Annotated in this window: 14 protein-coding genes; 6 read left to right on the top strand and 8 right to left on the bottom strand. The window is 72.0% G+C overall.

The window, feature by feature from the left end; all coding sequences use genetic code 11:
• Positions 1 to 15 precede the first annotated feature (15 nt).
• The 4 genes from ACFYYT_RS06800 to gmd form a co-directional block, all read right to left on the bottom strand.
• Entirely contained in the window at positions 16 to 246 is a 231-nt protein-coding gene (locus tag ACFYYT_RS06800) for a hypothetical protein (RefSeq protein WP_385319377.1), read from the bottom strand.
• Between the two features lie 117 nt (positions 247 to 363).
• Positions 364 to 1,053: a hypothetical protein gene (locus tag ACFYYT_RS06795; protein WP_351826384.1), complete on the bottom strand. Its 690-nt coding sequence runs from the start codon at positions 1,051 to 1,053 to the stop codon at positions 364 to 366.
• Positions 1,054 to 1,131: 78 nt separating this feature from the next.
• Positions 1,132 to 3,906: a DNRLRE domain-containing protein gene (locus ACFYYT_RS06790; RefSeq protein ID WP_351826383.1), complete on the bottom strand. Its 2,775-nt coding sequence runs from the start codon at positions 3,904 to 3,906 to the stop codon at positions 1,132 to 1,134.
• Positions 3,907 to 4,152: 246 nt separating this feature from the next.
• Positions 4,153 to 5,166: a GDP-mannose 4,6-dehydratase gene (gene gmd / locus ACFYYT_RS06785; RefSeq protein WP_351826382.1), complete on the bottom strand. Its 1,014-nt coding sequence runs from the start codon at positions 5,164 to 5,166 to the stop codon at positions 4,153 to 4,155.
• A gap of 236 nt (positions 5,167 to 5,402) precedes the next feature.
• Between gmd and ACFYYT_RS06780 the strand changes: the two genes are divergently transcribed.
• Entirely contained in the window at positions 5,403 to 6,353 is a 951-nt protein-coding gene (locus ACFYYT_RS06780) for a GDP-L-fucose synthase (RefSeq protein WP_351826381.1), read from the top strand.
• 15 nt (positions 6,354 to 6,368) lie between these two features.
• On the opposite strand, the gene ACFYYT_RS06775 is transcribed toward ACFYYT_RS06780, so the two are convergent.
• On the bottom strand, positions 6,369 to 7,856 hold the full coding sequence (locus tag ACFYYT_RS06775; protein ID WP_351826380.1) for a sugar transferase: 1,488 nt from the start codon (positions 7,854 to 7,856) through the stop codon (positions 6,369 to 6,371).
• Positions 7,857 to 8,237: 381 nt separating this feature from the next.
• On the opposite strand from ACFYYT_RS06775, the gene ACFYYT_RS06770 reads away from it, so the two are divergent.
• Together ACFYYT_RS06770 and ACFYYT_RS06765 are read left to right on the top strand one after the other, a co-directional pair.
• Complete coding sequence (locus ACFYYT_RS06770) at positions 8,238 to 10,511, top strand: M4 family metallopeptidase (RefSeq protein ID WP_351826379.1); 2,274 nt, start codon at positions 8,238 to 8,240, stop codon at positions 10,509 to 10,511.
• A 226-nt stretch (positions 10,512 to 10,737) separates the two neighbouring features.
• A complete protein-coding gene (locus ACFYYT_RS06765) occupies positions 10,738 to 12,231 on the top strand; it encodes a nitronate monooxygenase (protein WP_351826378.1) in 1,494 nt (497 codons plus the stop codon).
• Positions 12,232 to 12,309: 78 nt separating this feature from the next.
• Here the strand turns inward: ACFYYT_RS06765 and ACFYYT_RS06760 are convergent, their stop codons facing one another.
• Positions 12,310 to 12,798 carry a hypothetical protein gene (locus tag ACFYYT_RS06760; protein ID WP_351826377.1) on the bottom strand — a complete coding sequence of 163 codons (489 nt, stop codon included), beginning with the start codon at positions 12,796 to 12,798 and terminating at the stop codon, positions 12,310 to 12,312.
• Between the two features lie 199 nt (positions 12,799 to 12,997).
• Complete coding sequence (locus tag ACFYYT_RS06755) at positions 12,998 to 14,554, bottom strand: MFS transporter (protein ID WP_351826376.1); 1,557 nt, start codon at positions 14,552 to 14,554, stop codon at positions 12,998 to 13,000.
• Between the two features lie 126 nt (positions 14,555 to 14,680).
• On the opposite strand from ACFYYT_RS06755, the gene ACFYYT_RS06750 reads away from it, so the two are divergent.
• The gene (locus tag ACFYYT_RS06750) at positions 14,681 to 15,682 is read left to right on the top strand and encodes an Lrp/AsnC family transcriptional regulator (RefSeq protein ID WP_351826375.1); all 1,002 of its coding nucleotides are present in this window, start codon (positions 14,681 to 14,683) and stop codon (positions 15,680 to 15,682) included.
• Between the two features lie 9 nt (positions 15,683 to 15,691).
• Here the strand turns inward: ACFYYT_RS06750 and glgP are convergent, their stop codons facing one another.
• Positions 15,692 to 18,328 (bottom strand): alpha-glucan family phosphorylase, encoded by a 2,637-nt coding sequence (gene glgP, locus ACFYYT_RS06745; RefSeq protein WP_351826374.1) that lies wholly within the window; start codon positions 18,326 to 18,328, stop codon positions 15,692 to 15,694.
• Between the two features lie 485 nt (positions 18,329 to 18,813).
• Here glgP and ACFYYT_RS06740 point away from each other — a divergent pair, with 485 nt between their 5' ends.
• Positions 18,814 to 20,808, top strand: coding sequence for an alpha-1,4-glucan--maltose-1-phosphate maltosyltransferase (locus ACFYYT_RS06740; protein ID WP_351826373.1), 1,995 nt, complete (start codon positions 18,814 to 18,816; stop codon positions 20,806 to 20,808).
• A complete protein-coding gene (gene treS / locus ACFYYT_RS06735; protein ID WP_351826372.1) occupies positions 20,805 to 22,511 on the top strand; it encodes a maltose alpha-D-glucosyltransferase in 1,707 nt (568 codons plus the stop codon). The genes ACFYYT_RS06740 and treS overlap by 4 nt, the downstream gene beginning before the upstream one ends.
• Positions 22,512 to 22,642: the final 131 nt, after the last annotated feature.

The raw sequence follows: 22,642 nt of genomic DNA, 5'->3' as shown, positions 1-22,642 counted from the left end.
CGGCGGGGGCGCGGGTTACAGGATGTCGCGGCGTTCCTCGACGACGGGGACGGCGCCCACGGCGCGGCGGCGCTTGAGGACGCTCGCGTAGACGCCGAGGCCCACGGCGCCCGCCAGCATCATGATCACGCCGACCAGGTCGACGTTGACGCTCTCCATCTTCCAGTCGCTCGCGAAGGTGAGGATGGCCCCCACCACGATCAGGGCTATGCAACCGCCGATACCGCGCACAGGAATCGCCTCCACAGGGGTCTTCTGGTCACCCGCGAGTACCCGGCGAACGGACGCGGAAACGCCGCTGCCGCCCGGGAGTTCGGGCGGCAGCGGCGCGGGCGGGCGGGGCGGTCCCGGTTACCGCCCCGGTTACGCGGGGACCCAGGCGTAGCAGCCCGTCGAGCGGAAGGCGGAGGTGCCGGCCGGGACGGTGGCGGTGATCTTGTCACCGGCCTTGGGCGGGGCCTCCGGGCCCGACGCGAGGACGCCGCCGTCCTTGCCCTTGGCCTCCCAGGTGCAGGTGGTGCTCTGGGTCAGCGCCCGGTAGGTGCCGGGGGCCGGAGCGGTGGCCGGGGCGTCGCCGAACCCCCGGGCCGCCACGGCCAGGACCGGCTTCTGCTCCGGGCACAGCAGCTCGACGGCGTCCTTCGCCCCGGTGATGTCTCCGGAGATGATGGCGGCGGCCGCCGCGTCCTTGTCCCGCTTCGCGGTGCGTTCGATCCGCTGGCAGGTCTCCTGGCCGTTCTGGAGGACGGCGGCCGGGTCCGTCTTCGCGGGGACGCGGCCGCTCAGGTACTTCTTCTCGTTCTCCTTGAAGGTGCCCGTCTTCGGGGTCAGCTTCGCGTCCGGCAGGACCGGGCCGGTCGGCTTGGCGTCGGGCGCGGCGGGCCCGGCGGGCGGGGGCGTGGCGTCCGCCGGGTCGGGGGCCGAGGACGAGGCCGGCGGCTTCGGCGTGGCCGCGGCGCCGGCGGAGGCCTTGCCGTCGCCGTCGGAACCGCAGGCGGTCAGCGTCAGGGCGGCGGCCAGGAGGGCGGCGGCCGCGGCGGAGCGTCGGTACATCAGGTGGCTCCCGTACGGGTTCGGAAAGGCGTACGGGGCCCGGCACGTGTCGGCCGGGCCCCGTACACCGTCAGGCGGTTACTTCTGGCCGAAGGTGAGGATCAGCTGCGGAGCGGCGTCCGCGGCCGTCGACTCCGAGGACCACAGCCACATGGCGTCGGTGCCCGTGCTCGTCAGGCCGAGGCTGTAGCCGCTGCCCAGCACGGCGGAGACCGCCGTGGTGTCCAGCTCGACGTTCTGGACGGCCGAACCGTCCGGCACGCCCGCGATGGTGCCGAGCGGGGTGGTGCCGAGGGTGGGCTTGGTGTTGAACGTCGTGCCCGTGCCGCTCCAGTTCCCGGTGACCGGGACCACCGAGACGGTGTCGGCGGTGCCGGCCCCGGCCTGGGTGGAGGTCTTGAACTGGAGGGAGGCGCTCTTGAGGACCTGCCCGGCCGGTGCGGCCGGGAGGGTGAAGCGCAGGTAGGACTCGTACGCGGAGCTGCCGCGGACGGCGAGCTGCGTGGACGTGCCGTACGCGGTGCCCGGGGCGCCCTGGTTGATGTAGGTGTCCTCGGACGCGACGACCTTGGAGACCGTGTCGGTGGGCGCCTTGGCCAGGTCGAAGTGGGACTTGACCTGGGCCTGGGTCAGCGCCGACGGGTAGACGGCCGTCTCGTCGATGGATCCGGCGAAGAAGTTGCTGATCGGACGGGACGGCCAGCTGCTGAGGTTGTCGCCGCCCACGTGCCAGAAACCGGTGTAGGACGTGGAGTTGGTCGCGCTGTTGGTGCCCTTGTTCTGGCCGTCGACGTAGAGCGTCATGCCGCCGGGACCCTGCGTACCGACGACGTGGTGCCACTTGTTGTCGTTGTACGTCTCGAACAGGCCGGTGCTGATGGTGCGGGCCGAGCCGTTGTAGACGCCGAAGACCAGCCGGCCGGTGTTGGTCATGTAGATCTGCTTGTCGTAGGACCCGCTCGCGTTGACCGTGTTGTTGCCGAAGCCGATCAGCTTGCCCCCGCGCGTGGTGCCGGTCTTGAACCACGTCTCGATGGAGTACGCGGCGCCGACCGACTGGCGGTGGTCGCTGTAGACCTGCTGCGTGGTGCCGTTGAAGCCCATCGACGTGCTGGCGCCGGTGATCGCGCCGGGGCTCTGGCGCAGCGTCGGGGCGGCCACCTGGACGCCGCCGGTGTTGCCGGAGACCGAGGAGTCGGCCACGTACGGGCTGACGGTGTCGTCGTAGCGCCAGTACAGGTTGGCGCCGTCCGCGCGGACCTTGTCCGGGTAGGCCTGGACGGAGGCCGGGACGGTCACGGAGACGTTCGCCGACAGGGCGCTGGTGTTGCCCGCGCCGTCGGTGGCGGTCACCCGGTAGCTGTAGACCTGGCCGGCCTTGACGGTGGTGTCGGTCCAGGACGCCTGCGGGCGCTCCCACTCCAGGGAGTCCGCGGAGACCGTGGCGATCGGGGTCGCCGAGCCGCTGCGGTAGATCCGGTACGTCAGCTTGCTGTCGTCCTGGTCGTAGCTGGTGCGCCAGCGGACCTGGGCCTCGCCGGGCTTGACGCTGCCCGCGCTGGCGACCGGGGTGGTCGGGGCGCCGACGTCGCCGGTGGAGGCGAAGCGGGTCAGGGCCTGCTGCGGCGCGCCGTTGATGAGGGTGAACTCACCACCGACCCACATGTACTTGACGTCGCCCTTCTCCGCGACGGACATGACGCGCGGGCCGATGCCCTCGCCGATGCCGTCGTTCGCGGTGGGGTGCCAGCCCAGCTTCGGCGGGCTCGGCACGAAGCCGTCCACGGGCGCGGGGGCGGCGCCCTGGTGGTCGGTCTGCTGGGCCAGCAGGAAGTTGCGCTTGCCGTCGGGGAACTGGTTCTCCAGCGAGCAGTCGTGCGCGTGCGAGGAGCTGTAGAGCACCCCGTCGTAGGGCAGCACGTACTGGGTGGCGCCCAGGCAGCGGTCGCGCCACTTCTCGTTGAAGGAGGTGTCGAGGCCGATGCGGCCGTCGAAGACACCGCCGCCCGAGCCCTCGTTGCCGGTGTAGTAGCCCGTCGCGTCGGCCGCGATGTGCTTGACCACCGAGTTGGAGGGGATGGTGGAGTAGGTCTTGGCGACGGCGCCCGTAGTGGCGTTGACGACCGCCAGGGCGTGCGTGTTGGAGCCGTTGACCGAGAAGAAGTCTCCGCCGAGCAGGACGTTCTTGCCGTCGTTGCTGAGCTGGATCGCGCGGCCCGGCTCGTCCGCGTTGGCGGTGAACGGCTTGAGGGCGCCGGAGCCGGCGTCGACCGCGGCGAACCGCTCGCGGGTCTGGCCCTCGACCGCAGCGAAGTCGCCGCCGAGGTACAGCGTGTCGTCCGTGACCGCGAGCGCGCGCACGGTGGCGGGGACGCTCGGGTGGAACGATGCCTTGGGGGTGCAGCTCTCGATGTCGATCGCCGCGAGGCTGGAGACCGGGGTGCCGTTGACGGCGCCGAAGTAACCGCCCGCGTACAGGGTCTTCTTGTCCTTCGAGACGGCGAGCGCCCGGACGGTCGCGGTGCCGTCGCCGACCGTGAAGTCCAGCTTGCAGCTGGTGGGGTTGCCCGTGGCGGCGTCGAGCGCCACGAAGTTCACCGCGTCCTGCTCGGTGCCGCCGGCACCGTCGGGCGGCCGGACCGCCGAGAAGGTGCCGCCGGCGAAGACGGTGCCACCCGCCTGGTCCATGGCGAAGACGACGCCGTTCGGCTGCCAGGTGGGCAGTTCGTCGGCGGTGAATGCCACGGGCGGCGTGATGGCGGACGCCTCGGGCATCAGCACCAGGCCCAGGCCGGTGCCGGCACCGGCCAGTGACAGGGCGAGGGCAGCAGTCAGCCCTCTGGATCTACGCATGAGCCCCCCAGGGCAATTGCCCGGTTTGATGGCTGGAACTATCCGAACAGCCATATGTACTGGCGCAGACTAGGGCTCACGCGAGTGCCCGGTCACCTCCCTTGACCCATTGCATACCAACTTGGAATCAACCGGGTTCAGCACGGAGGGCGCATCTCAGACATATGGCGGGTTTGCCCCGGTCACCACTGCGCGGAAATGCGGAGATGACCGGGACACGGCAAATCGTAGGGGAAATCCAGGGCCTCAGCGGTCGATGCGGACGCTCGCGCCCGCCAGTTGGTCCTCGACCTGGCGCACGTCCGCGTCCACCATGATCCGGGCCAGTTCGGCTACCAGGACCGACGGCTTCCAGCCGAGGAGTTCCTGCGCCTTGGAGGCGTCGCCGATGAGGGCGTCGACCTCGCTCGGGCGCTCGTACTTGGGGTCGTAGCGCACGTGCTCGTTCCAGTCCAGGCCCGCGTGGGTGAAGGAGGACTCGACGAACTCGCGGACGGTCGCGGCGACTCCGGTGGCCACCACGTAGTCGGTCGGCTCGTCCTGCTGGAGCATCCGCCACATCGCGTCCACGTACTCCGGGGCGTAGCCCCAGTCGCGGACCGCGTCGAGGTTGCCGAGGTAGAGGTGGTCCTGGAGACCGGCCTTGATCCGGGCGACCGCGCGGGTGATCTTGCGGGTCACGAAGGTCTCGCCGCGGCGCGGGGACTCGTGGTTGAAGAGGATCCCGTTGACCGCGAACATGCCGTACGCCTCGCGGTAGTTGACCGTGGTCCAGTACGCGAACACCTTGGCGGCGCCGTACGGGCTGCGCGGGTGGAAGGGGGTGTTCTCGTTCTGCGGCGGCGGCGTCGCGCCGAACATCTCGGAGGACGAGGCCTGGTAGATCCGGGTGTCCACGCCGCTGGCCCGGATGGCCTCCAGCAGCCGCAGCGCGCCGAGGCCCGTGACGTCACCGGTGTAGAGGGGGGCGTCGAAGGAGACCCGGACATGGGACTGCGCGCCCAGGTTGTAGACCTCGTCGGGGCGTATGTCGCGGAGCAGGTTCACCAGGGCGACGCCGTCGGACAGGTCGGCGTGGTGCAGGACGAAGGACCGGTTGGCGGTCTGCGGGTCCTGGTAGACGTGGTCGATCCGCTCCGTGTTGAAGCTGGAGGACCGCCGCACGAGCCCGTGCACCGTGTAGCCCTTGGAGAGCAGGAGCTCGGCGAGGTACGAGCCGTCCTGTCCGGTGACGCCGGTGATCAGTGCGGTCTTGCCCATGGGGTCCCCCAGGTTGTCGTTGCTGTACGTCGTGGTGAGGCGGTGCCTCTGGTGTGCGCGGGTCGCGCGGACCGGGCCCCGGCGGGGGGCGCACCGGGCGTGCGGACCGGGGTCCGCGACCGGATCCGTACCGTACTTCCTCGCCGGGGCCCCCGCGTGGCCGGGGCGCCGGGCGCCGGGTCCGGGAGGGCGGGGTGTGCGGTGCCGCCCGGCGGCGGACTGGCATCATCGGCGGTATGACAAGTTCGCCGCTCCTGCCCCCGCACGCCCGCGTCTTCGTCGCCGGACACCGTGGCCTCGTGGGGTCCGCGGTCGTGCGCCGCCTGACCGCCGACGGCCACGAGGTGCTCACCCGCGGCCGCGCCGACCTCGACCTGCGCGACGCCGCCGCGACCGGGGCGTACCTGCGCGACGTGCGCCCGGACGCGGTCGTGCTGGCCGCCGCCAAGGTCGGCGGCATCATGGCCAACAGCACGTACCCGGTGCAGTTCCTGGAGGACAACCTCGCCATCCAGCTGAGCGTCATCGCCGGCGCGCACGCCGCCGGCGTCGGCCGGCTGCTCTTCCTCGGGTCCTCCTGCATCTACCCGAAGCTGGCGCCGCAGCCCATCCGCGAGGACGCCCTGCTGACGGGCCCGCTGGAGCCCACCAACGAGGCGTACGCCCTCGCGAAGATCGCCGGCATCGTCCAGATCCAGTCGTACCGCAAGCAGTACGGGGCCTCGTACATCTCGGCCATGCCGACGAACCTCTACGGGCCGGGCGACAACTTCGACCTGGAGTCCTCGCACGTCCTGCCCGCCCTCATCCGCCGCTTCCACGAGGCCGCCGCGGAGGGGCGCGAGGAGATCACGCTGTGGGGATCGGGCACCCCGCGCCGGGAGTTCCTCCACGTCGACGACCTCGCGGCGGCCTGCGCGGTGCTGCTGGCGGGCTACGACGGCGACGAGCCCGTGAACATCGGCTGCGGCGAGGACCTCACCATCAGGGCCCTGGCCGAAACCGTCGCCGAGGTGACCGGGTTCCGGGGCCGGCTCGCCTGGGACACCTCCAAGCCGGACGGGACCCCGCGCAAGCTGCTCGACGTGTCCCGGCTGAGCTCGCTGGGCTGGAAGCCGGGCATCCCGCTGCGCGACGGCATCGCCTCCACCTACCGCTGGTGGCTCGACCAGAGCCGGCAGGGCTGAGTCCACCCCGGCCCCTCAGTACGCTCCGCGACCGTCGACGACGGCGCGGATCGTACGGCCCATCACGTCGACGTCACTGGTGAACGACCAGTTGTCGACGTACTGGAGATCTAGCTGAATCGTTTCGTCCCAAGACAGGTCCGACCGCCCGCTGATCTGCCACAGGCCGGTCATGCCGGGCCGCACGGTGAGCCGGCGCAGTTCGACCTCGTCGTACCGCGCCACCTCCTCGGGCAGCGGCGGGCGCGGGCCGACCAGCGACATGCTGCCGGTCAGCACGTTGAACAGCTGCGGCAGTTCGTCCATCGAAGTGCGGCGCAGCAGCCGGCCGGCCCGGGTCACCCGCGGGTCGCGGCGCATCTTGAACATGAGGCCGTCGTTCTCGTTGGCCCCCGCCAGCTCGGCCTTCAGCCGGTCGGCGTCCACCACCATGGTGCGGAACTTCCACATGACGAACGGGACGCCGTCGCGCCCGATCCGGCGCTGGCTGTAGAAGGCGGGACCGCGCGAGCCGAGCCGGATCGCCAGGACGACCGCCAGGAACAGCGGGGAGAGCAGCAGCAGTCCGGCCGCCGCCCCGGCCCGGTCCAGCGCCGATTTGAGCAGGGTCTGCATCCCCCGGCGCACGGGCGGCGCGACGCGCAGGACGGCGAGCCCGCCCGCGGAGAGAGTTTCCAGCCGCTTGACGGATATCTCCACCAGTCCGGGGAAGACGGCCAGTTCCAGGCCCTCGTCGTGCAGCGCCCAGGCCACCCGGCGCAGCCGCTCCCCCGCGAACCGGGTGCCCGGCGCCACCAGCACCAGGTCGGCGTGGTGGCTGCGGACGGCGCCGAGGACGGCGGGCCAGTCGCCGGCCGGCGACTCGGGCATCGCGGCCTCCAGCCGCGCGGCGACGGGCACCCCGCTGGCCAGCGCTCCCTCGCCGACCGGCACCACGCCGACGACCACGTACGGGTGGTCGGTGCGGGCGGCGAGGCGGGAGATGAGGTGTTCGGCGGCGTCGGGTTCGCCGATCACCAGCACCCGGCTGACGGCGTGCGCCTCGCGGCGGGCGGCCGAGAGGTGGCGGTAGGTCAGTTTGTGGCAGGCGACGGTGACGAGGAGGGCCGGCAACAGGGCGCCGAGGGCGGCCAGCCGGGGGGTGCTCTCGCCGGTCAGCACACGGGCGACAGCCAGGACACCGACGAGAATGAGCCAGTCGTGTACGACGGGCAGCACGCCGCGGGATTCTCCCAGCGTCCGGAAGGCGTAACGTCGGCGCAGGGCCTGCACTCCGGTCCACGCCACGGCGGCGGTGAGCGCGCAGGCGACCGGCCTGGCCTGCTGGGCGGCGTCGAAGACCAGGCCGACGGGCACGGCGGCACCGACGAAGTCGGCGGTCACGGCGGCCGGGAGGTACCGGCGGGCCTTGTCACCGAGCCGTCGCGCCGGGGCGGTTGTCAGCCCCTCCGCATCAACGGCCGGTCTGGCCACTCTTTGCGCAGGAAAATGAACATGCCTCATGGGCCCCCCTGGCACGTGGTCTATGGCGGCGGCGCGTGCCCGTGGCTTCCCCTGGCGACGGGCATCGGTCGCACCGGGAAACAGTACGACAAACACCCGTACGTTAAATGCCGTTTGGGTTAACGGCGCCTCCCGTTGCCCAAGCGTTAGCAACCGGTATCAACTATTCCGGGCGGCGCACCCCTCCCTTGCACACGAAGGTGAATGGTTCGGATACCGGATACGTATCTTCGGACAACGGACTGTTTCCAGCCAACCTTTTGACGCGCCCCTGACATCACAGCCCGCAGATGGCACTCTTCGACCGTTCATCGCACCAGCCCTGATCTGCCCGGAGGCCCACCCAGCCATCCGGAACCCCCCTTGCAGAAGGAGTCTGCGTTGAGTTCGACCCCCCAGAGGCGTGCCACTGCGGCCGGAGCACTCGTAGCCGCGGCAGCCCTGCTCGCCGTAGGTATACAGGCCGGTACCGCCAACGCCGACGCCACCGCGTCGCAGGCCGCCAAGGTCGCCCAGCCCAACCCGGGCGCGGCCAACCGCGCACTCAGCGCTTCGGAGCGTGCGACGCTCCTGGCAGACGCCAACTCGACCACCGTGCAGGCCGCCAAGGCCCTCGGTCTCGGTGGCGGCGAGAAGCTCGTCGTCCGCGATGTGGTCAAGGACGCGGACGGCACCACGCACACCACCTACGAGCGGACCTACAACGGTCTGCCCGTCCTCGGCGGCGACCTCACGGTCCACGCCAAGGGTGGTGTCACCAAGAGCGTGACCAAGGCCACCAACCACGAGATCAAGGTCGCGGACACCTCCGCCACCGTGACCCCCTCGGCCGCCGAGGGCACCGCCTTCGCCGCGCTGTCGGCCGCCGGCGGCAAGGACGCCAAGGCGGAGCAGGGCGCCCGCAAGGTGATCTGGGCCGCCGAAGGCGCCCCGGTCCTCGCCTACGAGACCGTCGTCGGCGGCTTCCAGAGCGACGGCGTCACCCCGAGCAAGCTGCACGTGATCACCGACGCCAAGACCGGCGCGAAGATCACCGAGTGGCAGGCCATCGAAAAGGGCATCGGCAACACCGAGTACAGCGGCCAGGTCACCCTGGGCACCTCGCAGTCGGGCAGCACCTACACGCTGACCGACGCGGGCCGCGGCGGCCACAAGACGTACGACCTCAACGGTGGCAGCTCCGGCACCGGCACGCTCTTCTCGAGCACGTCGGACACCTGGGGCAACGGCCTGCCCTCCAACCGCCAGACCGCCGGCGCCGACGCCGCCTACGGCGCGCAGCTGACCTGGGACTACTACAAGAACGTGCACGGCCGCAACGGCCTGCGCAACGACGGCGTGGCCCCGTACAGCCGGGTCCACTACGGCAACGCGTACGTCAACGCGTTCTGGGACGACTCCTGCTTCTGCATGACCTACGGCGACGGCACGGGCAACAACCACCCGCTGACCTCCATCGACGTGGCCGCGCACGAGATGACCCACGGCCTCACCTCCGTCACGGGCAACATGACGTACAGCGGTGAGCCCGGCGGTCTGAACGAGGCGACCTCCGACATCATGGCGGCGGCCGTCGAGTTCAACGCCAACAACGCCAACGACGTCGGTGACTACCTCGTCGGCGAGAAGATCGACATCAACGGCGACGGCACCCCGCTGCGCTACATGGACAAGCCGAGCAAGGACGGCGGGTCCAAGGACTCGTGGTACTCCGGCCTCGGCGGCCTCGACGTGCACTACTCGTCGGGCCCGGCCAACCACGTGTTCTACCTGATGTCCGAGGGCTCCGGCGCCAAGGTCATCAACGGGGTCAGCTACAACTCGCCGACCGCGGACAACCTCCCGGTCACCGCGATCGGCCGCGACGCCGCCGCGAAGATCTGGTTCCGCGCGCTGACGGTGGGCTACTTCAAGTCCAACACCAACTACGCGGCCGCCCGTACGGCGACCCTCCAGGCCGCCGCCGACCTGTACGGCTCCGGCTCGGCCACCTACAACAACGTGGCCAACGCCTGGGCGGGCATCGCCGTCGGATCGCGCCCCGCACCCAGCGGCGTCTCGGTCACCGCGATCCCGAACCAGACCACCCAGATCAACACCGCTGTGAGCCTTCAGGTCCAGGCGACCAGCACCAACCCGGGTGCGCTGAGCTACGCGGCGACCGGCCTGCCGGCCGGCCTGTCGATCAACTCCTCCACCGGCCTGATCTCGGGCACGGCCACCACCGCGGGCACGTCCAACGTGACCGTGACGGTGACCGACTCGGCGAGCAAGACCGGCACGACGTCGTTCACCTGGACGGTCGGCACCTCCCAGCAGAACGTCTTCGAGAACACGAACGACTACGCGATCAACGACAACGCCACGGTCGAGTCGCCGATCACCGTGTCGCGCTCCGGCAACGCGCCGAGCACGCTCAAGGTGGACGTCGACATCAAGCACACGTACGTCGGTGACCTGAAGGTCGACCTCGTCGCCCCCGACGGCACCGTCTACAACCTGCGCAACCGCACCGGCGGCAGCGCGGACAACATCATCCAGAGCTTCACCGTGAACGCCTCCTCCGAGGTCGCCAGCGGTGTCTGGAAGCTGCGCGTCGCGGACCTCGCGGCCGCCGACACCGGCAAGATCGACAGCTGGAAGCTCACCTTCTGATCCCTTCGGGGACCGTGGTGAAGCACAGCTGAACCGATGGATCACGGGGCCGCCCGGGAGAAGACCTCCCCGGGCGGCCCTGTTCCATGTGCCCCTCCCCCACGGGACCTTCGGCGGGAGCCGGGGACCTTCGGCGCGGGCCCGCGGGCGGCCGCGGAGAGATAGTGGAACCAGCGAACCTACGCAACCGTAGGTTCGGGTGACCACCGAGTGACGGACGTGCCGCATGCCCCAGCCCCCCACGAACGCACCCGCCGCGCCGCGCCCCTGGCTGATCCAGGGCGGCATGGGCGTCGGCGTCTCCGGCTGGCGCCTGGCCCGGGCCGTGTCCGTCACCGGCCAGCTCGGCGTCGTCTCCGGAACCGCGCTGGACGTCGTACTGGCCCGGGTGCTGCAGAGCGGCGACCCGGGCGGCCACGCCCGCCGGGCCCTGGCCGCCTTCCCGGTCCCCGAGCTCGCCCGGGACGCGCTGGAGCGCTACTTCCGCGCGGACGGCCCGCCCGAAGGCAGCGCCCCGCTGCGCGCCACCCCCCGGCTGCGCGCGAGCGGCGGGGCGCAGGCGGAGGTCCTCACCGTCCTCGGCAACTTCGTCGAGGTATGGCTCGCCAAGGAGGGACACGACGGTGTCATCGGCATCAACTACCTGGAGAAGATCCAGCTGGCCACCGCGCCCGCGATGTTCGGCGCGATCCTGGCAGGCGTCGACCACGTGCTCGTGGGCGCGGGAGTACCCGGTCAGATCCCGGCCCTCGCCACCCGGCTGGCGCGCCGCGAACCCTGCGTCACCCGGATCGCGGTAGCGGGCGACGAGGAGCCCCTGGACCACCTCTTCGACCCGGCGGCGCTGCTGGCGGGGCACCGGCCCGGTCCGCTGCGCCGCCCGCGGGTGCTGGCCATCGTCTCGCTGCCGGTGCTGGCGGCGTACCTGGCCCGGGACGGGGCCACCCGCCCCGACGGGTTCGTCATCGAGACCAGCGGGGCGGGCGGCCACAGCGCCCCGCCGCGCGGCCCGATGAGCCTGGACGCGGCCGGCGAGCCCGTCTACGGCCCCCGGGACCACCCCGACCTGACGAAGATGGCCGCCCTCGGGCTGCCGTTCTGGCTCGCGGGCGGGCAGGCGAGCCCCGAGGCGGTTGCCGCCGCCCGGGCGCGGGGGGCGGCCGGGGTGCAGATCGGCAGCGCCTTCGCGCTGTGCGAGGAGTCGGGGATGGCCCGGCACCTGCGCGAGGAGCTCCTCGGCCGGGCGTACGCCGGGACCCTGACGGTCCGCAACGACCCGGCGGCCTCCCCAACCTCCTTCCCCTTCAAGGTGGCGGAGCTGCCGGGGACGGTCTCCGAGCCGGAGGTGGCCGGGGCCCGGCGCCGGGTCTGCGACCTGGGGTTCCTGCGCACGCCGGTACGGGGTCCGCGCGGGCTGGTCTACCGGTGCGCGGCGGAGCCGGTGGCCGCGTACGTCCGCAAGGGCGGCACGGCGGCGGACGCGGAGGGCAAGCGGTGCCTGTGCAACGGGCTGCTGGCCACGATCGGGCTGGCTCAGCGGCGGCCGGGCGGGCGCACGGAGCCGCCCCTGGTCACGATCGGCAAGGACCTGTCCTTCCTGCCCCGGCTGTCCCCGGACGCCTCCCCCTATACGGCGGCGGACGTGGTGGAGTGGCTGTCGGCGGGGCGGTGCACCCCTGAGCCCCTGAGCCCCTCAGCCCCTGAGCCCCTGAGCCCCTGAGCCCCTGAGGGCGTACGGCGCGGGCGGGCCCGGCGCCCCCACGGGGTGCCGGGCCCGGTCGTACGGGGCGGGGCGGGATCAGCCCATCGAGCCCATGACGCGGTCGAAGAGGCCGCCCGCGCGGTGCTGCGCGGTGCGCGGGGTGGCGCTGCGGTCCTCGTCGTGGCGGTCGTCCCAGTTGTTGTCGTCGTCGTCGTGACGGCCGTGGTGCTCGTGGACCGGCTTGAAGAGGACCGACCGGACGTTCAGGCCGTCCGCCCGCTCGCCCGGGCGCAGGGTCTCCTGGGCGTCCCCGCCGCAGCTGCCGTCCCGGAAGAGGACCGCCAGGGACTCCGTCTCGTTCTTCACGGCGAAGGCCGGATGGCGCTGGGCGTGGGTGAGCTGGTAGCAGGTGTCGTTGTCGCCCGGGTGGATCTGCCCGGTGCGGGTGTCACCGTCCCCGTCGGCGAACCGGTAGTAGAGGACGCCGAGGCCGTCGTGGTGCGGGTCGGCCAGTGACTGTCCGGCGGTCGGCAGGACGAGCGCGAGGGAGGCGAGGACTGCGGCTGCGATGGTGCGTGGGCGCATGAAAGGTCCGTTTCTCGGGTTCCGTCGGTGCCCGTTCCGGTGGGCATCCGCGGGCAGCGTAGGAGCGGACCCGACAGCGGAAACGGTTCGGCATGCGCAGTGCGTTCGAAGGTTCACCCTCCCGGATCGCCCCTGAGCCATCCGCCCGGCCCTGCCGCCGGGGCGGTCGGGAAGGCCGGGGCCGGGCGGCGGGGCCGGGTCAGGCCTGGGTGCGGTCCCCGGTCCCGCCCTGTGCCGGTACGGGGGCCTGGGCGGCCGGCGCGGCGGCGGAAGCAGCGGCGGCGGACGCGGTGACGGCGCCGGCCGCCTGTGCCGGGCGGCGGATCAGGAGGACCACCGCGAGCGCGCCCGCCAGGCCCATCGCCCCCGAGGCCACGAAGGTGTCGCGCAGCCCGCTCGCGAAGGCGGCCTCCACCCACTCCCGCGCGGCCGGGGCCGCCGCGAGCAGCTGCCCGGCCCCGCCGGAGGCCAGGACGTCGGCGCTCTCGCGCGGCTGCCCGCCGAGCTCGGAGACCAGCCCGGCGTGGAACACCACGCCCAGCACCGCGATGCCGAGGGCGTTGCCCAGCTGCCGGGCGGTGTTCAGCGCGCCGCCCGCCATGCCCGCCCGGGCCGGGGCCACGGCGGCCATCGCGGTCGCCGCCAGCGGCGGGGTGGCCATGCCCACCCCGATGCCGGTCAGCACCAGCCCCGGCACCAGCGCCTCCCAGCCGTCCCCGGCGTCCAGCATCCAGGCCTGGAGCAGCGCCCCGACGCCGATCAGCAGCAGCCCGCCGCCGATGCTCAGCCGCGCGGGGGCCCCGTGCAGCAGGCGACCGGCCACCGCCGAGACCGTGAAGGCGGCCAGGCTCAGCGGCACCAGTACCAGGCCCGCCCGGACCGGCCCCATCCCCTCGGCGGACTGCAGCCACAGGGAGACGTACATCAGGTAGGAGAAGGCGGCCCCGGACAGCAGCAGGGCGCCCGCCATGACGGCGACGAAGTTCCGGCTGCGGAACAGCGAGAGGTCCAGCATCGGCCGCGAGCTGCGCAGTTCGACCAGGACGAAGGCGGCGAAGGCGGCCGCGGCCAGCCCCAGCAGGCCCAGGGTGGCGGCGGAGGTCCAGCCGTTCTCGGCGACCCGGATCAGGGCGTACGTCAGGGTCCCGGCGCCCGCCATGAAGGTGGCCATGCCGGGCAGGTCCAGGCCGGTGGCGTGCGGATTGCGGGACTCGGCCACGGCCTTGAGCGTCACCCAGACGGCCACGGCGCAGACGGGCAGGTTGATGAAGAAGATCCAGCGCCAGCCGAAGTGCGCGGTCAGCAGCCCGCCGATGATCGGTCCGGCCGCGGCGGCGGCGCCGCTGACGGCGCCCCAGACGCCGAACGCGACACCGCGGTCGCGGCCCTGGTAGGCGGAGCTGAGCAGGGCCATGGTGGTGGCGAACATCGCGGCGCCGCCGATGCCCTGCACGGCGCGGAAGGCGATCAGCTCGGCGGGGCCGCCGGCCACGCCGCAGGCCAGCGAAGCGGCGGCGAAGACCGCGAGCCCGCCGAGGTAGACGCGGCGGCGCCCGATCCGGTCGGCGAGCGAGCCGGCGCCGAGCAGCAGGGCCGCCAGGGCGAGGGCGTAGACGTCCATCACCCACTGGAGGCCGGTGAAGCCGGTGTTCATGTCCGCGGCCATGTCGGGAAGGGCGACGGTCACGATCGTGACGTCGACCAGGAGCATGAAGGCCCCGAGGCAGACCGCCGTCAGGGGTAGCCATTTACGCATGGGAAGTTCTCCTCGGGAACCGGGCGGGGGATGGTCCCAAAATGACAGCCGGACGGCCCGCACCCCCATCCAGCCCCGGTCCGGTGACGGATTTCCGACACCATCGGCCCTGTCATGATGGAAAGCATGAAAGACGCGGAACTCGACTCCCTCGACCTGGCGCTCATCCAGGCCCTGATGATCGACGGCCGGGCCCCCTTCAGCCGGCTCGCGCAGGTGCTGGAGGTGTCGGACCAGACCGTCGTGCGCCGCTACCGCAGGCTGCGCACCAGCGGGCTGGTGCGGGTGGTGGCGCTGCCGAACGGCCGGCGGGTCGGGCTGTTCGAGTCCTGGCTGCGCGTGCAGTGCGCGCCGGACGCCTCGCTCGCGGTCGCCGAGGCGCTGGCCCGCCGTCCGGACGTGGCCTGGGTGAACCTGAGCTCCGGCGGCACCGACATCCACTGCGCCACCCGCGCCCGCACCCGGGAGGACCGCGACGGGCTGCTCCTGGACAAGCTGCCGCGCACCCGCCGGGTGACCGGGGTCAGCGCGCACACCATCCTGCGCATGTACACGGGCGGCCCGGAATGCTGGTTCGGCCTGGACGTGCTGCGCCCCGACCAGGTGGCCGCGCTGGAGCAGCCCGCGCCGACGGGCGGTACGGAGCGGTACACGATGGACGCCACCGAGCTGGCGCTGCTGGCCCTGCTGCGCCGCGACGGCCGTACGGGCTTCCCGGAGCTGGCCCGGGCCACCGGGCTGTCGGAGTCCACGGCCCGGCGCCGGGTGGAGCGGCTGCGCGCCGAGGGGGCGGTCTACTTCGACGTGGAGATCGTGCCGGGCACGCTGGGCTTCGAGGCCGAGACCGTCCTGATGCTGACCGTGCAGCCCGCCCTGCTGGCCGAGGTGGGGGCGGCGCTGGGCGGGTACCCGGAGGTGCCGTTCGCGGCGGCGGTGACCGGGACGGCGAACCTGCTGGCGGTGGTGATCTGCCGGGACACCGACGCCCTGTACACCTTCCTGACCGAACGGGTCGGCGCGCTGCCCGGGATCCGGCAGGTGGAGGTGGTGCCGACGCTGCGCAACATCAAGCGCGCCGGGATGCTGGTGGAGGACGGGCGGCTGGTGGACCCGCCGCCCGTCCCCTGAGCCGCGCCGTCAGCGCAGCAGTACGCCGCCCACCGGTTCGGCGTCCAGCGGCGCGGCGACCAGGCCCAGTTCGGCCGGGGTCGCCAGCAGCGGGTGCGCCGGCAGCACCCGTACGGTGTAGCCGAAGGGCCCCGTCCGGTCGAGGGCGAGCGGGCCCTCGTACACCCAGCGGCCCTCCAGGTCGGGACCGGCGGCGGGCTTGAGCGGGAAGCTGCGCCCGTCGCGGATCACGTCCTGGGCGTCGACCCGGCCCGCGACGGCCTGCACCTCGACGTCCTCGGGCGTGAGCGAGTCCAGCGCGACCCGCACCCGCAGGGTGAGGGTGGCGCCGAGCTCGGCGGTGCCGCCGACGGGCGCCTCGGCGACCGCCTCGACGTGTTCGACGGCCACCCGGGGCCAGGCCGCCCGGGCGCGGCCCTTCCACCAGGCGAGGTCCCGCGCGGCGGCGGGGTCCAGGGCCCGGTGGGAGAGGGCGGCGGGGGCGTAGAGCCGCTCGACGTACTCCCGCACCATCCGCCCCGCGAGCACCTTCGGGCCCAGGGACACCAGGGTGCGGCGGACCATCTCGATCCAGCGCACGGGCAGTCCGCTGCGCCCCGTCCGGTCGTAGAAACGGGGTGCGACCCGGCTCTCGATCAGCTCGTAGAGGGCGCCCGCCTCCAGGTCGTCGCGCCGGTCCTCGTCCGTGCCGAGGCCGTCGGCGGTGGGGATGGCCCAGCCGAAGTCGGGCTCGAACCACTCGTCCCACCAGCCGTCCAGGACGGAGAGGTTGAGGCAGCCGTTGAGCGCGGCCTTCATCCCGCTGGTGCCGCAGGCCTCCAGGGGGCGCAAGGGGTTGTTGAGCCAGACGTCGCAGCCCGGGTAGAGCTTCTGCGCCATGGCCATGCCGTAATCGGGCAGGAACACGATGCGGTGGCGCACCCGGGGGTCGTCGGAGAAGCGGACCAGCTCCTGGACGAGCCGCTTGCCCCCGTCGTCGGCGGGGTGGGCCTTGCCGGCGACGACGATCTGCACGGGCCGGTCGGGGTCCAGCAGCAGCCGGCGCAGCCGCTCGGGGTCGCGGAGCATCAGCGTGAGCCGCTTGTACGAGGGCACGCGGCGGGCGAAACCGATGGTCAGCACGTCGGGGTCGAGGACGGAGTCCACCCAGCCGAGCTCGGCGTCGGCGGCCCCGCGCTGCTTCCAGGAGGCGCGCAGCCGGTCCCGTACCTCCTGGACGAGCTGCTCGCGCAGGACCCGGCGCACGTCCCACACGTCCTGGTCCGCGATCTGGGCGACCGCGTCCCAGCGGGGCGAGCCGCCGACGGCGAGGGCGTCCTCGGTGCGGCCGGGCCCGATCTGGCGGGCGCCGAGCCGCATCACCTCGGGGGCCACCCAGGTCGGGGCGTGCACGCCGTTGGTGACGGAGACGATGGGGACGTCGGCCGCGTCGAAGCCCGGCCAGAGCCCGGCGAACATGCCCCGGCTGACGGCCCCGTGGAGGGTGGAGACGCCGTTGGCGCGCTGGGCGAGGCGCAGGCCCATGACCGCCATGTTGAACACCCCGGGGTCACCGCCGGGGTAGGTCTCGGCGCCGAGCTCCAGGATCCGGTCGACGGGGACGGAGGGCAGTTCGCCGCCCTCGCCGAAGTGGCGGGCGACCAGGGAGCGCTCGAAGCGGTCGATGCCGGCGGGGACGGGGGTGTGGGTGGTGAACACGGTCCCGGCGCGGACCGCCTCGACGGCGGCGTCGAAGCCGAGCCCCTGCTCCCCTTCGAGTTCCCTTATGCGTTCGAGGCCGAGGAAGCCGGCGTGGCCCTCGTTGGTGTGGAAGACCTCGGGGTCGGGGTGGCCGGTGATCGCGCAGTAGGTGCGGACCGCGCGCACCCCGCCGATGCCGAGCAGCATCTCCTGGAGGAGGCGGTGGTCGCTGCCGCCGCCGTAGAGCCGGTCGGTCACCTCGCGGGCCCCGGCGTCGTTGTCCTCGACGTCGGAGTCGAGGAGCAGCAGCGGGACCCGCCCGACGTGGGCCCGCCAGATGTGCGCGTGCAACGACCGGCCGCCGGGCAGCGTGAGCGACACCCGAGCGGGGGTGCCGTCCTCGTGGCGCAGCAGGGCCAGGGGCAGCTCGTGGGGGTCGAGGACGGGGTAGTGCTCCTGCTGCCAGCCGTCGCGGGACAGGGACTGGCGGAAGTAGCCGTGCCGGTAGAGCAGACCGACGCCGACGATCGGGACGCCGAGGTCGCTGGCGGCCTTGAGGTGGTCGCCGGCCAGGATCCCGAGGCCGCCCGAATACTGGGGCAGGGCTGCGGTGATCCCGAACTCGGGGGAGAAGTAGGCGATGGCGGCGGGCAGCTCGGCACTGTGCTCGTGGCTCTGGTACCAGCGGCCGCCGTGGACGTAGTCGTCGAGGTCGGCGACGGCCACGGCGAGGCGCCGCAGGAACCGCCGGTCTGCGGCGAGCTCCTCCAGGCGGGCGGCGGGCACGGCACCGAGCAGCCGGACGGGGTCGCCGCCGGCGGCCTGCCAGCCCTCGGGGTCGACGGATTCGAAGAGTTCGCGGGTTTCCGTATGCCACGACCAGCGCAGGTTGCGCGCGAGTTCGGCGAGCGGCATGAGGGACTCGGGGAGGACGGGGCGCACGGTGAATCGACGGATAGCCTTCACGTGTTCCACCTTCGCAGGGGATGACGGATCGGAGCGGCCGCACCACGCTGTGCACCCGCGCATCGCCCCCGGAAGGCTAGCGCCACCCCCTCCCCCGGACCATCCCGCCTCGGCCGGTGACGGGCGGGCGCGGCGCGCCCCGCCGGACCCCGTTCGGTACCGGCCGACTTGACGGAGCCTCGGCGGATGTCGATCCGGGGCTTGGAGATCCGCGTGCCACTACGTACGAGTAGTTAACCGAGAGCGCGGATTGGGCGGGGGGTGAGTGGGGCAGGGCTCTGCGGGTACGCGAGGTACACGCACGGCGCACCCGCCACCAACCTTTCCCCGCCACCCGAGTGAACGCGGACAGGAGCGGCCATGCCCGCAGCCCAGCCGTCTTCCGAGCGGCTAGAAACAGAGCGAACAGAGCGTGCACTACCGGCTGCCCTCGCGGCCGGCCTGTTGTCACCGAGCCCTGCGAACTGCCCCCAGGTGATCCCATCATGATCGGTCGCATTCCCGTGCTGGACGTCCGCCCCGCCGTCGACTGCGGCGCCAGACCCGCCAAGGCGGTCGTGGACGAGGTCTTCGAAATCTCCGCAACCGTGTTCCGTGAGGGACACGACGCCGTGGCAGCTCACGTCGTACTGCGCGATCCCAGCGGGCGGCTGCGCCCGCCCGTTCCGCTGAGCGAGCTCGCCCCCGGCACCGACCGGTGGGGAGCCCGGGTGTCCGCCGAGACGGAGGGGAGGTGGACCTACACCGTCGAGGCGTGGAGCGATCCGGTCGCCACCTGGCGCGCGCACGCCGCGATCAAGATCCCGGCGGGCCTCGACACCGGCCTGACCCTGCTGGAGGGCGCGGAGCTCTACACGCGGGCCGCGGCCAAGATTCCCAAGCGGGACGGCCGCGAGGCCGTCCTGGCGGCGGCCGACGCGATGCGCGACGAGGACCGGCCGGTCCCCGCGCGGTACGCGGCGGCGCTGGCCCCCGCGGTGGACGCGGCGCTGGCCAGGCGCCCGTACCGGGAGCTGGTCACCGCGGCCAAGGCCCTCCCCCTGCTGGTGGAACGCAAGCGGGCGCTCTTCGGTTCCTGGTACGAGATGTTCCCGCGCTCCGAGGGCGCGGTCCTGGAGCCGGGCGCGGCGCCGGTCAGCGGAACCTTCCGTACGGCCGCCGAGCGGCTGCCGGCCATCGCCGCCATGGGCTTCGACGTCGTGTACCTGCCGCCCGTCCACCCCATCGGCTCCACTTACCGCAAGGGCCCCAACAACACGCTCTCCGCCGGGAGTTGGGACCCGGGCGTACCGTGGGCCATCGGCTCCACGGAGGGCGGCCACGACGCCGTCCACCCCGAGCTCGGCACCATCGAGGACTTCGACGCCTTCGTCGCGCGCGCCCGCGAGCTGCGCATGGAGATCGCGCTCGACTTCGCCCTCCAGTGCTCCCCGGACCACCCGTGGGTGGAGAAGCACCCGGAGTGGTTCCGCCACCGCGCGGACGGGACGATCGCCTACGCCGAGAACCCGCCGAAGAAGTACCAGGACATCTACCCGGTCCACTTCGACACCGACATGGCCGGCATCGTCGCGGAAACGGTCCGGATCCTGCGGTACTGGATGGAGCACGGCGTACGGATCTTCCGCGTCGACAATCCGCACACCAAGCCCGTCGTCTTCTGGCAGAAGGTGATCGCGGACGTCAACAAGACCGACCCCGACGTGATCTTCCTGGCGGAGGCCTTCACCCGGCCCGCCATGATGCGCGCGCTGGCCGCCGTCGGCTTCCAGCAGTCGTACACGTACTTCACCTGGCGCAACACCAAGGCCGAGCTGACCGAGTACGTGACCGAGCTGGCCGGGACCCGTTCGGCCTCCGTGATGCGGCCGAACTTCTTCGTCAACACGCCCGACATCCTGCACGAGTACCTCCAGCACGGCGGCCGTCCGGCCTTCGAGGTGCGGGCCGTGCTCGCCGCCACCCTCTCCCCCACCTGGGGCGTCTACGCCGGCTACGAGCTCTGCGAGAACGAGCCGGTGCGCCCGGGCAGCGAGGAGTACGCGGACTCCGAGAAGTACGAGCTGCGGCCGCGCGACTGGGCCGCAGCCGAACGCGAGGGCCGCTCCATCGCCCCGCTGATCACCACCCTGAACCGGCTGCGGCGGCGCAACCCCGCCCTCCAGCAGCTGCGGGACATCCACTTCCACACGACCGACAACGAACAGGTGATCGCCTATTCGAAGCACGCCGGAGCCAATTCCGTACTGGTGGTCGTCAACCTCGATCCGCACCACACCCAGGAGGCGACGGTCTCGTTGGACATGCCGGTACTCGGCCTCGACTGGCACGGGTCCCTCGCGGTGCGCGACGAGCTCACCGGCGAGACCTATCACTGGGGCAGGGCGAACTACGTGCGCCTAGAGCCGGGCCGAACGCCCGCGCACGTGCTGGCCGCTCTGCGACCGTCCCCGCCCACCGGAGGGTCACCCACCACATGATGATCAACGATCCCGTCCACGACACCTTCGAGGACACCCCCGCCAAGGACCGCGATCCCGACTGGTTCAAGCGGGCCGTCTTCTACGAGGTCCTCGTCCGCTCCTTCCACGACAGCAACGGCGACGGCGTCGGCGACCTCAAGGGGCTCACCGCCAAGCTGGACTACCTCCAGTGGCTCGGCGTCGACTGCCTGTGGCTGCCGCCGTTCTTCGCCTCGCCCCTGCGCGACGGGGGCTACGACGTCTCCGACTACACCTCCGTCCTGCCCGAGTTCGGCGACCTGGCGGACTTCGTCGAGTTCGTGGACGCCGCGCACACCCGCGGCATGCGGGTGATCATCGACTTCGTCATGAACCACACCAGCGATCAGCACGAGTGGTTCCAGCAGTCGCGCAAGGACCCGGACGGACCGTACGGCGACTACTACATGTGGGCCGACAACGACAAGCAGTACCAGGACGCCCGCATCATCTTCGTCGACACCGAAACCTCGAACTGGACGTACGACCCCGTACGCAAGCAGTACTACTGGCACCGCTTCTTCTCGCACCAGCCGGACCTCAACTACGAGAACCCGGCCGTCGTGGAGGAGATCGTGTCCGCCCTGCGCTTCTGGCTGGACCTCGGCATCGACGGCTTCCGCCTCGACGCGGTGCCCTACCTGTACGCCGAGGAGGGCACCAACTGCGAGAACCTCCCGCGCACCCACCAGCTCCTCAAGCGGGTCCGCGCCGAGATCGACGCGCACTACCCGGACACCGTGCTGCTCGCCGAGGCCAACCAGTGGCCCGAGGACGTCGTCGACTACTTCGGCGACTTCGCCACCGGCGGGGACGAATGCCACATGGCCTTCCACTTCCCCGTCATGCCGCGCATCTTCATGGCCGTCCGAAGAGAGAGCCGCTACCCCGTCTCCGAGATCCTGGCCAAGACCCCGGCGATCCCGGACCGCTGCCAGTGGGGCATCTTCCTGCGCAACCACGACGAGCTCACCCTCGAAATGGTCACCGACGAAGAGCGCGACTACATGTACGCCGAGTACGCCAAGGACCCGCGGATGCGGGCCAACATCGGCATCCGGCGCCGGCTCGCCCCGCTCCTCGACAACGACCGCAACCAGATGGAGCTGTTCACCGCCCTGCTGCTGTCGCTGCCCGGTTCGCCGGTGCTCTACTACGGCGACGAGATCGGCATGGGCGACAACATCTGGCTCGGCGACCGCGACGGGGTGCGCACCCCGATGCAGTGGACCCCGGACCGCAACGCCGGTTTCTCCTCCTGCGATCCGGGCAGGCTGAACCTGCCGGTCATCATGGACCCGGTCCACGGGTACCAGGTCACCAACGTCGAGGCGGCCATGGCGTCGCCCTCCTCGCTGCTGCACTGGACCCGCCGGCTGATCGAGATCCGCAAGGCGAACCCCGCCTTCGGCCTCGGTTCGTACACCGAACTGCCCTCGTCCAACCCGGCCGTCCTCGCCTTCCTCCGCGAGTTCGGGGACGACCTGGTGCTGTGCGTGCACAACTTCTCGCGCTTCGCGCAGCCCACCGAGCTGGACCTGCGGTCGTTCAACGGACGCGTCCCCGTGGAGCTCACGGGCGACGTGCGCTTCCCGCCGATCGGCCAGTGGCCGTACCTGCTGACCCTGGCGGGCCACGGCTTCTACTGGTTCCGTCTGCGGACGGACCAGCGCGCCGACTGACGGGGCCGATGTACGGGGCGGGCACTCATTCGGGTCAACCGCCCGCCCCTGTACGGATCATCCTGACCCGACACTCGCACCTACCGGAGAAGCAACTGCCGCGCATCCGGGACACTCTGCGCATTCTGTGA

It is taken from the genome of Streptomyces sp. NPDC002032, from assembly GCF_042890765.1.
Taxonomy (GTDB): Bacteria; Actinomycetota; Actinomycetes; order Streptomycetales; family Streptomycetaceae; genus Streptomyces.
Note: the sequence above shows the minus strand (reverse complement) of the source record. Positions and strands in the feature narration are given on the sequence as shown.

What these genes read in the sequence shown, in the direction of transcription:
- ACFYYT_RS06775 (WP_351826380.1), bottom strand. Translation starts at nt 7,856, where the DNA reads ATGAGGCATGTTCATTTTCCTGCGCAAAGAGTGGCCAGACCGGCCGTT.
- ACFYYT_RS06790 (WP_351826383.1), bottom strand. Translation starts at nt 3,906, where the DNA reads ATGCGTAGATCCAGAGGGCTGACTGCTGCCCTCGCCCTGTCACTGGCC.
- ACFYYT_RS06755 (WP_351826376.1), bottom strand. Translation starts at nt 14,554, where the DNA reads ATGCGTAAATGGCTACCCCTGACGGCGGTCTGCCTCGGGGCCTTCATG.
- ACFYYT_RS06780 (WP_351826381.1), top strand. Translation starts at nt 5,403, where the DNA reads ATGACAAGTTCGCCGCTCCTGCCCCCGCACGCCCGCGTCTTCGTCGCC.
- treS (WP_351826372.1), top strand. Translation starts at nt 20,805, where the DNA reads ATGATGATCAACGATCCCGTCCACGACACCTTCGAGGACACCCCCGCC.
- ACFYYT_RS06760 (WP_351826377.1), bottom strand. Translation starts at nt 12,798, where the DNA reads ATGCGCCCACGCACCATCGCAGCCGCAGTCCTCGCCTCCCTCGCGCTC.
- ACFYYT_RS06740 (WP_351826373.1), top strand. Translation starts at nt 18,814, where the DNA reads ATGATCGGTCGCATTCCCGTGCTGGACGTCCGCCCCGCCGTCGACTGC.
- gmd (WP_351826382.1), bottom strand. Translation starts at nt 5,166, where the DNA reads ATGGGCAAGACCGCACTGATCACCGGCGTCACCGGACAGGACGGCTCG.
- ACFYYT_RS06795 (WP_351826384.1), bottom strand. Translation starts at nt 1,053, where the DNA reads ATGTACCGACGCTCCGCCGCGGCCGCCGCCCTCCTGGCCGCCGCCCTG.
- ACFYYT_RS06765 (WP_351826378.1), top strand. Translation starts at nt 10,738, where the DNA reads ATGCCCCAGCCCCCCACGAACGCACCCGCCGCGCCGCGCCCCTGGCTG.
- ACFYYT_RS06750 (WP_351826375.1), top strand. Translation starts at nt 14,681, where the DNA reads ATGAAAGACGCGGAACTCGACTCCCTCGACCTGGCGCTCATCCAGGCC.